The organism is Nocardia veterana NBRC 100344 (assembly GCF_000308855.1).
Classification (GTDB): domain Bacteria; phylum Actinomycetota; class Actinomycetes; order Mycobacteriales; family Mycobacteriaceae; genus Nocardia; species Nocardia veterana.
Map to the genome: position 1 here is coordinate 1 of NZ_BAGM01000193.1, position 9752 is coordinate 9752.

13 protein-coding genes are annotated in these 9752 nt (G+C 70.2%); 6 read left to right on the forward strand and 7 right to left on the reverse strand.

Annotated elements, in window-relative coordinates; translation table 11 throughout:
• Together ON37_RS26960 and ON37_RS26965 are read left to right on the forward strand one after the other, a co-directional pair.
• Nucleotides 1-855: saccharopine dehydrogenase family protein (locus tag ON37_RS26960; RefSeq protein WP_040723364.1), on the forward strand; the 855-nt coding region annotated here is incomplete at its 5' end.
• A gap of 138 nt (nucleotides 856-993) precedes the next feature.
• Nucleotides 994-1485, forward strand: coding sequence for a hypothetical protein (locus tag ON37_RS26965; protein WP_040723372.1), 492 nt, complete (start codon nucleotides 994-996; stop codon nucleotides 1483-1485).
• Nucleotides 1486-1512: 27 nt separating this feature from the next.
• On the opposite strand, the gene ON37_RS34345 is transcribed toward ON37_RS26965, so the two are convergent.
• Nucleotides 1513-1644 carry an Rv1535 domain-containing protein gene (locus tag ON37_RS34345; protein WP_245553527.1) on the reverse strand — a complete coding sequence of 44 codons (132 nt, stop codon included), beginning with the start codon at nucleotides 1642-1644 and terminating at the stop codon, nucleotides 1513-1515.
• Between the two features lie 63 nt (nucleotides 1645-1707).
• Between ON37_RS34345 and ON37_RS26970 the strand changes: the two genes are divergently transcribed.
• Complete coding sequence (locus ON37_RS26970) at nucleotides 1708-1974, forward strand: hypothetical protein (protein WP_040723375.1); 267 nt, start codon at nucleotides 1708-1710, stop codon at nucleotides 1972-1974.
• 44 nt (nucleotides 1975-2018) lie between these two features.
• On the opposite strand, the gene ON37_RS26975 is transcribed toward ON37_RS26970, so the two are convergent.
• Complete coding sequence (locus tag ON37_RS26975; protein ID WP_040723402.1) at nucleotides 2019-3008, reverse strand: hypothetical protein; 990 nt, start codon at nucleotides 3006-3008, stop codon at nucleotides 2019-2021.
• 190 nt (nucleotides 3009-3198) lie between these two features.
• Here ON37_RS26975 and ON37_RS26980 point away from each other — a divergent pair, with 190 nt between their 5' ends.
• Both ON37_RS26980 and ON37_RS26985 read left to right on the forward strand, forming a co-directional pair.
• Nucleotides 3199-4389: an NAD(P)/FAD-dependent oxidoreductase gene (locus ON37_RS26980; RefSeq protein ID WP_040723383.1), complete on the forward strand. Its 1191-nt coding sequence runs from the start codon at nucleotides 3199-3201 to the stop codon at nucleotides 4387-4389.
• A gap of 10 nt (nucleotides 4390-4399) precedes the next feature.
• A complete protein-coding gene (locus ON37_RS26985) occupies nucleotides 4400-5338 on the forward strand; it encodes a sigma-70 family RNA polymerase sigma factor (RefSeq protein ID WP_040723388.1) in 939 nt (312 codons plus the stop codon).
• A gap of 12 nt (nucleotides 5339-5350) precedes the next feature.
• Here the strand turns inward: ON37_RS26985 and ON37_RS26990 are convergent, their stop codons facing one another.
• The 5 genes from ON37_RS26990 to ON37_RS27010 form a co-directional block, all read right to left on the reverse strand.
• Nucleotides 5351-6136, reverse strand: a complete 786-nt coding sequence (locus ON37_RS26990) for a helix-turn-helix domain-containing protein (protein ID WP_083893321.1) — start codon at nucleotides 6134-6136, stop codon at nucleotides 5351-5353.
• A gap of 13 nt (nucleotides 6137-6149) precedes the next feature.
• Nucleotides 6150-6515: a DUF4345 family protein gene (locus ON37_RS26995; protein ID WP_174362152.1), complete on the reverse strand. Its 366-nt coding sequence runs from the start codon at nucleotides 6513-6515 to the stop codon at nucleotides 6150-6152.
• Nucleotides 6506-6901 (reverse strand): hypothetical protein, encoded by a 396-nt coding sequence (locus ON37_RS27000; protein ID WP_157171605.1) that lies wholly within the window; start codon nucleotides 6899-6901, stop codon nucleotides 6506-6508. The genes ON37_RS26995 and ON37_RS27000 overlap by 10 nt, the downstream gene beginning before the upstream one ends.
• Before the next feature lie 360 nt (nucleotides 6902-7261).
• Complete coding sequence (locus ON37_RS27005) at nucleotides 7262-7759, reverse strand: FBP domain-containing protein (protein ID WP_210742293.1); 498 nt, start codon at nucleotides 7757-7759, stop codon at nucleotides 7262-7264.
• 561 nt (nucleotides 7760-8320) lie between these two features.
• A complete protein-coding gene (locus ON37_RS27010) occupies nucleotides 8321-9037 on the reverse strand; it encodes an SDR family NAD(P)-dependent oxidoreductase (RefSeq protein WP_040723397.1) in 717 nt (238 codons plus the stop codon).
• 54 nt (nucleotides 9038-9091) lie between these two features.
• On the opposite strand from ON37_RS27010, the gene ON37_RS27015 reads away from it, so the two are divergent.
• Entirely contained in the window at nucleotides 9092-9613 is a 522-nt protein-coding gene (locus ON37_RS27015; RefSeq protein ID WP_040723400.1) for a MarR family winged helix-turn-helix transcriptional regulator, read from the forward strand.
• Nucleotides 9614-9752 lie beyond the last annotated feature (139 nt).

Below are 9752 nucleotides of genomic sequence, written 5' to 3' on the forward strand. Positions count from 1 at the left end.
GCGACCGTCGTCGCCGCCGGACGCGACGGCGCACGTGCCGATGCGGTGGTCGACCTCACCGAGCCACACCTGCGCCGATATCGGGCGGCGCTCGCCGGCGCCGATGTCGTCGTCAACGCATCCGGTGACGAAGATCCCGAACTGGCCGCCGTCGCCGGTGCGCACGGATGCGCCTTCGTCGACATCACCGCCAGCGCCCGGTATGTCGACGCCCTCCGCCGGTTGCCGCCGGTCGCGCCGATTCTGGTCGACGTCGGTCTCGCCCCCGGGCTGACCAACCTGCTCGCCCGCGCGGTGTACGACGAGGCGCCCGGACCGATCGATCTCGCGGTGGTGCTCGGCGCCGGGGAACGCCACGGTGCGGCCGCCACCGAATGGACCTATCGCCTGCTGGGCAGACACTTCCGCCACGACGGCCGGCGCATCCGCAACTTCACCGAGGCCGAGCGGTTCCGCCTGCCCGGCGACCGCGCACCGCGCCGGCTGGTCCGCCTCGACTTCTCCGACCAGCACACCCTCACCGCCGAACTGAACGTACCGGTCCGGACCTACTTCGGTCTCGACGCCCGATGGGCATCGGCCGCGCTCGCCATCGCGACCTGGCTACCAGGAGCATCGAAAGTCCCACGCGGAGTGCATCTTCCGGGCACGGACCGCTGGATCGTGCTGGCTCGCGGTCGCGACGGCACCACCCGATGGGCGCGCGGGCAGGGCCAGTCCCGCGCCACCGCGCTGATCGCCGCGCTGGCGGCGGAGCGGGCACCGGCGGGTCCCCTCGGCGTGCAGCCTCTCCACCATGTCCTCGGCCTGGCGGATCTTCCGGCCGACGAGATCGTTCTCGGCACGGCGAGGTGAACCGGTAGTTCGGCGACGCCCGAGGCACCGGCGGCCCTTCCACCGTGCGTTTCGTCCACGGACCCGACCGATCCCACGCGCGCGCGTAGACTGCAGCTATCCCGCTGATGTCCACACAGTGAACTCGAAGGAGTGCCAATGGACGTTCTTCAGGGTGGGGTCAAAGCACTTTCCTGGACGGCCGACGCGACGACGTCGGCCGCCGGAGCGGTCGGCGGCGCCGCGGTGAACGGCATAGTCGGCGGTATGCAGGGCGCGGTCAACGGGGTGAAGAGCGGGCTGAGCACCGGCAGCCGGTCGACACCGGCGGCGGCGCTCACCCTGGGGGCGATCGGCGCCGCGGGGATCGTCGACTGGCCCGTCCTCCTCGGCATCGGCGGCACCGCCCTCGTGATCCGACGGCTCACCCAGCGTCCGGGCCAGCACGCGGCGCCCGCCTCGGGCGCCGGCACCGAACCCGAGGAGCGGCAGACACCCGACGGCCGTCGACACACCGGAGATGCCGCCGCCCACGCGAAGTCGACCCGGAAAGCACCGGCCCGAAAGTCGACCGCCCGGAAAGCACCCCAACGAAAACCGCAGGCCCGCAAGAGCACCAGCCGGTCGCGGCAGGCGCCGAGCAAGGCGTAACCGATCGGGCCGAGCCCGCACGGCTGATCAGCGTGCGGATTCGACGTCGATGACGCCGATGCGCCACAACACCGCATACAACTCCCGCACCGGAACTGTCAGCAGCTGCGTCAGCGCACCAGTCAACGGGTCGGAGCCGGCTACGTCGGAAAACCTCACGGCTCCCAGAGTGCCGACCGCGGGCGACAGGTCGTCGAACACGTCATGACCGGGAGGCAACAAATGGCCGAAAAGACCCACATCAGCCATCGAAACGCGGTCGACGAGGTACTGGCCGCGCGCAGCTTCGCGGTGGAACTTCCGCTGCTCGGCCGGGTTCCGATTCCCCGACCGGAGCAGCTGGCCTACTACGGTGCGCTCGGACTGCTCGCCGCGGCGGAGATCATCGAATGGCCCGTCGCGGTCGTGCTGGCCGGCGGTCATTGGCTGGCGGAGAATCAGCACAATCGAGTCGCCCACGAGATCGGCGAAGCCCTCGAGGACGCTTAGACACGAGCGGTACGGTCCGTGATCGGCCGGTCCACTCGTGCGGCCTACCCACGACCGCCCCGGGGCGCGCGCAGGCCGCCGACGAGGCACAGCAGCGCGCCGACCGCGACCCAGGCGGCCAGGACGGCCACGGCCGAAGCGGCGCCGCGACCGTCGAAGAAGGCGGTGGACCGCAGTACCCGGCCCCCGGCTCCGGGCGGCAGCAATCCGCCGAACACCCCGGACCAGCCGGGCAGCATCTCCGGTGCGGTGGCCGTGCCCGAGAGGGGGTTGCCGACGAGCATCATGATCACGGCGCCCACGGCGATCCCGGCGAATCCCAGCAGCGCTTCCAGTCCGAGAACGGTCAGCGAGGTCGCCGCGATCACCAAACCGACGGCACCGGCATTCGCCGGATAGGAACCACTGAGCGAACCCAGCCAGAACTGCAGGATCGCGGCCACGGTCAGTCCGCCGGTGACGGCGAAGGCGCACGCGCCCACGAATCGCCGGCCGGTGCCGTGCACCAGCCGCGTCAGCACCACCGCGGCCAGCAGGCCGCCCATGACCAGCGGCATGGTGCCGGCCGCCAACCCGGATCCGCGCGGATCCGCGGCTGGGAGGGCGGCCAGATCGCGGACGACGACGGACGTACCGGCGCTGCCCGCACCGAGGCCGGTCGCCACGGCTTGCAGCGTCTGCGCCACGGCGGTACTGCCCGCCGACGCGATGAGGACCTGCGGTGCGGCGGCCCCCACATCGATCGCCCCGTACACCTTCCGCTCGGCGATGAGCCGTTCGGCGGCCGCGGTGTCGGCGACTTCGGTGATGTCGAAGCCGCCGGGCATCCGCTGCTCCAGCGCCGCACGGGTCCGGGCGACGGCGGTGGGCGGGCCGGCGACCGCGATCGGCACGTCGTGCACAGACGAGCGCACCGACGGCCAGGCGAAGGCGACGAGCAGGACGCCGACGATCGCCGTGAGTAGCACGACCGCGCCCAGCACGGTGGACCATCGGGATTCGGATGTTGTGCCGGTGACGGCCGGGGTGTCCATATCGGTCTCCTTCATCGAGGGGCGTCGGGAACAAGACGCAGGAGCCGCACGAGAACTGACACGTTGTGATGTGAATCACCTGTAGCTCGACCGGAGCCGCCCGATTCGGTGATCCACATCACCCTCGCGGCTGTCAGGATTCGGTCCCCTGTCTCGTTCAAGGAGCACGCGAACCAGACAGGAGCGAACCATGCAGCACCGCATCGTCGTCCTCGGCGCCGGATACGCCGGAGCCTTCTCGGCCGGATACCTTGCCCGCCAACTGCATTCCGACGACTTCGAGATCACGGTCGTCAATGCCGAGCCCGATTTCGTCGAACGGCTGCGGCTGCACCAGCTCGCCGCCGGTCGGCAACTCCCCCACCGGCCCCTGGCCGACATCTTCGCCGGCACCGATATCCGGTTGCGCGTCGCCCGGGTGATCCGGATCGACGCCGAGCGCCGGACCGTCACGGTGGCCGACGAAAACGGCAGTGGCCGAATCGAATACGACACCCTTCTCTACGCGCTCGGCAGTACCGCCGCCGATCACGGCATCGCGGGTGTCGCCGAGAACGCCTACCCCGTTGCCGCCCACCCGTCCGCGCTGCGGCTGCGCGACCGACTGGACGATCTCGGCGACCACGGGGAGGTCCTGGTGGTCGGCGGCAACCTGACCGCGATCGAGACCGCCACCGAAATCGCCGAATCCCGCCCGGGCCTGCGCGTACGGATGGTCACCAGCGGCGAGGTGGGCGGCTGGCTGGGTCCACAGGCGCGCCGGCACTTGCTGCGCGCCTTCGACCGGTTCGGCATCACCATCCACGAACACACCACCATCGAGCGGGTCGAGAAGTCGGCGGTGATCGCCGCCGACGGCACCTCCTTCGGCTCCGATGCCACGGTGTGGACCGCCGGCTTCGCCGTCCCCGGTATCGCGGCCGCCGCCGGCCTCGACGTGGTCCCGGACGGCCGGATCGCGGTCGACCGGCAGATGCGGTCGACCTCCCATCCCGATATCTACGTCGCCGGTGACAGCGCCTTCGTGATCGGCGACAACGGTCGGCCGCTGCCGATGTCGTGTGCGTCCGCGGGCTCGACCGCGACGCAGGCGACGGCCGCGATCATCGGCGATCGGACCGGGCGTGCGATCCCGACCGTCTCGCTGCCGTATTTCGGCAACCACATCAGCCTCGGTCGCCGGGACGGAATCTTCCAGCTGGTCGACGGTGCCGCGCGATCGAGATCCTGGGCCTTGCGCGGGCGCACGGCCGCCCGGGTCAAGTCGGCGATCCTCCGGACCGCCGCGTGGACGCTGAGCCATCCCACCTTCGGAAAACCGGGCCACACCTACCGTTCGGCAACCGGCCGAGAGCATTCGCCCGATGCGGTCGCCGCATAGAGTCGCCCTCATGGACACCGTCACCGTGGCGCGGTTCGAGGCCAGCCGGAACCGGCTGGCCTCGCTGGCCTACCGCCTGCTCGGCTCGGCGGCCGATGCCGAGGACACGGTGCAGGACGCCTTTCTGCGGTGGCAGGCCGCCGATCGGGAGCATGTCGATGTGCCGGAGGCATGGTTGACCACCATCGTCACCAATCTGGCGCTCGACCGGCTGCGTTCGGCGAAGGTGCGGCGGGAACGGGCGGTCGGGGCCTGGCTGCCGGAACCGCTGCTCGACGGCGATCCGATGCTCGGACCGGCTGACACCGTCGAACAACGCGAGTCGGTGACCCTGGCGGTGCTGACGCTGATGGAACGCCTGTCCCCGGTCGAACGCGCCGTCTACGTGCTGCGTGAAGCCTTCGCCTACAGTCATGCCGAAATCGCCGGCATCCTCGATATCACCGAGGCCGCGAGTCAGCAGCATCTCCATCGCGCCCGACAGCGGATCGCACCCGGCCGCTCCGAGGTCGGCCTCGACCGTCCATCCGCCCGTCGCATTGTCGAAGCGTTCGTCGACGCCGCCGCCTCGGGCCGGACCGAGCGGCTGGTCGCGCTGCTGACCGACGACGCGACCGGAATTTCCGACGGCGCCGGCGGAACGGCCGCGAGGCTGATCCGCTTCCCGAACCCCGCGCGGCTCGCCGGTGCGGTGCGGGCGGGCTTGCGGCCGTCGCCGGCCAAGCGCAGAATCGCCGGTGGCGCGCCGTCCATTCACGCCGCGGTGGTGAACAACCAACCGGCGATGCTCGTCACGCTCGGCGACCGCGTGCTCGCCGTCGCGATCCTGGAACTCCGCGGTAATCGAATCGCGAGCGTGCACAGTATCGCCGCCCCGAGCCGGCTCGACCGCCTCACCGCCGCCTGGCGGAACCACCCGCGCGACCCTGCGCTGATCGAATCCTGGTGAGCGGCAACCGGTTCAGCGCTCCAGGACGACGATCTCGGTGCCGCGCGCCAGGACGGCGGTCGCGCTGAGCCCGAACACGGCACGGAAGGTGTCGCTGAAATGGCTGGTGGAGGCGAACCCGGCGTCGGCGGCCGCGGCGGTCAGATCTCGGCCCGCAGCGACCGCGGCTCCGGCGCGCAGCAGGCGTGCCCACATGCGGTAGCGGCGGTAGCTGGTTCCGGCGTGCGCGGTGAACAAATGCAGAAACCGAGATTCGGACAATCCGACCGCTTCGGCCGCGGCCGCCGCGGTGGGCGCTCGTCCGGGGTCGGCGAGGAGACGCGCCATCGTCCGCCGCACGCGGTAGTCGACGAGGGCGACGTCCGCGCCGCCGAGGATGATCCGCCGGATCGCGGCGGGGTTCGGCGCATCCGGCCCGGACAGGTGGTCGATCAGCGGCGCAGTGGCGCGGTGCTCGGCGAGTACCGACGACGACCGGTCTCGCATCGCCGCGCGGACGCCTGCCGCCGAGCCGCTCTGCGCATCCAGGTAGAAGAACAGCATCCGCCCGGCGGACTCGATCCGATGCCGCACCCGCGCCGGCACCAGCACACTGCGCACCCGACGAGTCGCGCTGCCTGGCAGGGTGATTGCGAACGACGCATCGATGCCGACGGCCAGCGTGTGCACAGCCGCGGAGTGAGTATCGAGGTGAAAGGACGGACCGAAGTACGCGGCCTGCCCCGGCCACAACCACACGACGGCGCGCACGGGCGCGGTGTCCGTGGTCGATACCGTGGCCCGGGTCATGGTCGTCATGATCCCAGCCGCCTCAGGCCACGGCGAGCACGGCGCCCGCACCGATCACTTCGACCAGGCAGTAGAACCAGATCGGGTAGAACCCGGTAGGGGCGTCGCACAATCGCGACACCACGCGCCCGGCCGCCATACCGGCGAGCGCCACGCCGACCGTCAGCGCGGTCCCGCTGTGCTGTGGTCCGTCCCCCACGGCCGACCATCCCAGTACCGCGGCCATCGCCACACCGAAACCGCCGTAGACCGCGCGGATTTCGGACCGGCTCACTGCCCCGGCCACTCGGAACTGGAAGGGACGAGCCAGCAGCGCCGGAGCTATCAGGGCGTAGAGCCCCATACCTCCGAAGAAGACCGCCGCCAGGGCCAGCACGATCATCCGCATCGAACCTCACCCTCACGCTCTCGCAAGGCGACGGCCGCCGAGGCCAGCAGGATCAGCCCGGCTATGTCCAGCCGCGCGATCCGCAGCAACGCCGGGCTCACCGGCTGTTCGAACGGCACCAGCGCCACGAAGCCGGCCATGCTCACCGCGTTGGCGGTACCGGCCGCGGTCCGCAGGCGTGGCCGGAACACCGCCAGCAGCAGGCTCGCACCGAGAATCGCGAACAGCACTCCTCGATGGCGCACGATCAACCGCACCTCGTCGTCGACCGGGTCGATTCCGTAGGCCGCACCGGCGCGGTCGACGGAGAACACCGCGACGGCGGGAAGCAGATTCAGCACGGCGACCGCCGCCATCGCGAGCCGGCCCCATAAACCTCTTCGCATATTTCTCCTCGAGCTGGATGTCATCGACGATCCTCACCCGACCGCTCCCCGGACGCTTCCGAAAACCTGCCGCGTGCCGTCACGCGAAGGCTCCGGCCGGCGGATCGCGCCGTAGACCGTTCCCCCGTGTTCGTTCGGGCCGCGTCACCTCCATCTGCACCGGTGCGTTCCTGTCGGCCGCCGCGGGCGTCCTGGACGGCCGCACCGCGACAACGCACTGCTCGCCGATCGGCTCGCCGCCGAATACCCGGCCGTCGGGAGTTCGGAAGCACCCGTCGCCGCCGCGTCCTCGGGCTACGGCGAGGGACGGTCCCGTCCCGGGTCATCCCGGCCATCGCACCCGATCAACCGTCTGCCGCATCACCGCCGCGGCGGTTCGGCCGTGGCGTGCAGGAACGCGATCGTGCGCGCGCGGAGGCCGGCGCGGCGTTGCCGGATCAGTTCGTCGGCGGGCGGATCGAAGGGACCGAGCGACACTGCCCGGTTCACGTTCACATGGCAGTCGAGGTCGCTGCACAGATGCAGACCGCGTCCGGACAGACGCTGCCGCTTGTCCTTGGCGGCGCGACGAGCGGTGAACACCGCGACCTCGTTGAACCGCCGGGTGAACCGGCACAGATCGCACATCATCGCGCGCGCGCCGAGCTCGGCGCGCGGCGGCGCCTGACGCAACAGCACGCCCGTCGCCGTATCCTCGATCTCCGCTACCAGGTAGACCTGCAGCACGGAGCGCGGATCGCGCCAACCCAGGTAATCCAGGTGGTCCCAGGCGATCTCGTCGAACCAGCCGGGCAGTCGGACTCGACCGCCCGGCGGATCCATATTGACGATCGCGGCACGTACTTCTGCTCGAGACATGGGACGCACGGGTTTCCTTCTCGACGTTTCGGAGGGGTGAGCCGATCGGCGGCACCGGGCTCGCCGACTGCGGGACGCTGTCCTGCACATCGCTTTCGGGCGATCTGCCCACGCATCAGCGATCCGAGTCGGGCGGGGGCCGGCGACGACCCACCCGGTCAGCGCTCGGCCCGCACCGCAGATGCGTGGCGAGACAGCAGGATCAGGCCGAGCGTCCCTCGACAGAACATTCCCCGCTCAGATCACGGGTGCGTCGATCGGTGAGTTGCGAACGGGCGCCGGAACTTTCGCGACCGGGCCGTCGGGCGGCGGATGGACGCGCGGTTACGCGGCGCGACGAGGCGCGCTCGGCGCGAACCGGGACATCAACACCCTCTTCCGAACCATCCGAGACTTTCAGGGGCCCGGAAACCGATCAACCGGGCACACACCGAAACTAGCAGGCCGGCCATCGGAGTCAAATGAATTAAGGCTCCGAGCAACGGGGCCGCGACACCTCGCACGAGACATCACCCCACCCGCCTGTGTCATCCGCCGGAGGCGGAACTTCCCGAATCCCGTTCAGCGCGTGGTGTAGGCGCCGCCGTTGAGGTGAATGGTCTGGCCGGTGATATGGCGGGCGCCCGGGGAGGCCAGGAATTCGATGAGAGCGGCCACCTCGTCGGGCCGTCCCGGACGTTTGTCGTGGGTGGCGGCGATCAGCTGCGCACGGCGTTCCTCGGTGAGGGTGCCGTGGAAGAAGTCGGTGCCCTCGATGTAGCCGGGCGACACGACGTTCACGGTGATACCCGCCGGTGCCAGCTGCGCCGACAGCCCGGCCGACCACGCCGCCAACGCGGCCTTGGCCGCCCCGTAGGAGCTCCCGGCATACTCGGCGCCGATCGAGCCGATATTGATCACCGCGCCGCCGCCGCGGAGACGGTCGCGCAGCGCCGAGGTGGTCAGCACCGCGCTCAGCAGATTCGCCGAGAGGTTGGCATGCCATTGCGCCGCGACATCTTTCATCGTCTCCGGCGGCGGACAGTGCAGATCGGTGTTACCACCGGCCATATTCACCAACACGTCCACACCCTCGCCGACCTGCGCGGCGAAGGCTTCGACGCTCGCGGGATCGCTCGCATCGCATTCGATCCCGGTGGCACCCAGCTCGGCGGCCACGTCCCGGATCCGGCCGGTCCGGCCGGTGACGATCACTCGCTCCCCGGATTCGGTGAAGCGTTTCGCCACCTGTCGTCCGAGCCCACGACTGCCGCCGGTGATCACGATGGTTCTCGACATCGATATCCTCCTCATTTATATTTAGCGCTAAACATACCTGAAGGAGTGGCCCCGATGCCCGGCGAAACCCGCGATACGGTGCCGACCGCCGAGCAGATCGCCGCCGCCTGGCAACGCGAATTGCCCGGCGCCCGTACCGAATCCATCGCGGTCATCACCCCCCTGTGGCGGGTGGCCAAGCTGCTGAGCGACGAGCGCCGCCGCACCCTGGCCCGCCTGAACATCGACGAGTCCACCCTCGACCTGCTCAGCACACTGCGCCGCGCCGGACCGCCGTACCAGCTGACCACCCGCCAGATCACCGCCCGCAGCCTGGTGACCGCGGGTGCGATCTCGCAGCGATTGGCCGCCGCCGCGGCCGCGGGCCTGATCACGCGGGAGCGGACCACTCTGTCCCGGCGCGGAGTCCTGGTCACCCTGACCGCCGAAGGTCACGAACTGATCGAGCGCACCGTCCGCGAATTGCTCGATTACGAAACTTCTCTTACCGAATGCCTCACCTCGGAGCAGCAAACCGCACTGACCGACGGGCTACGCCGGCTCGCCGCCGCGGTGAACCCGGATCACGAGATCTGAGCACTCACCGCAGGGGCGGGTGGTAGCCACGTCACCGGCCGGCGCTGCCGAAGACGGGGACAGGCCGGGTGGCGGCGCTCGCCGATCGAGCGCTGCCACCGGTTTGCCACACGTCGGAATGCGCCGTGCCTAAGATCTT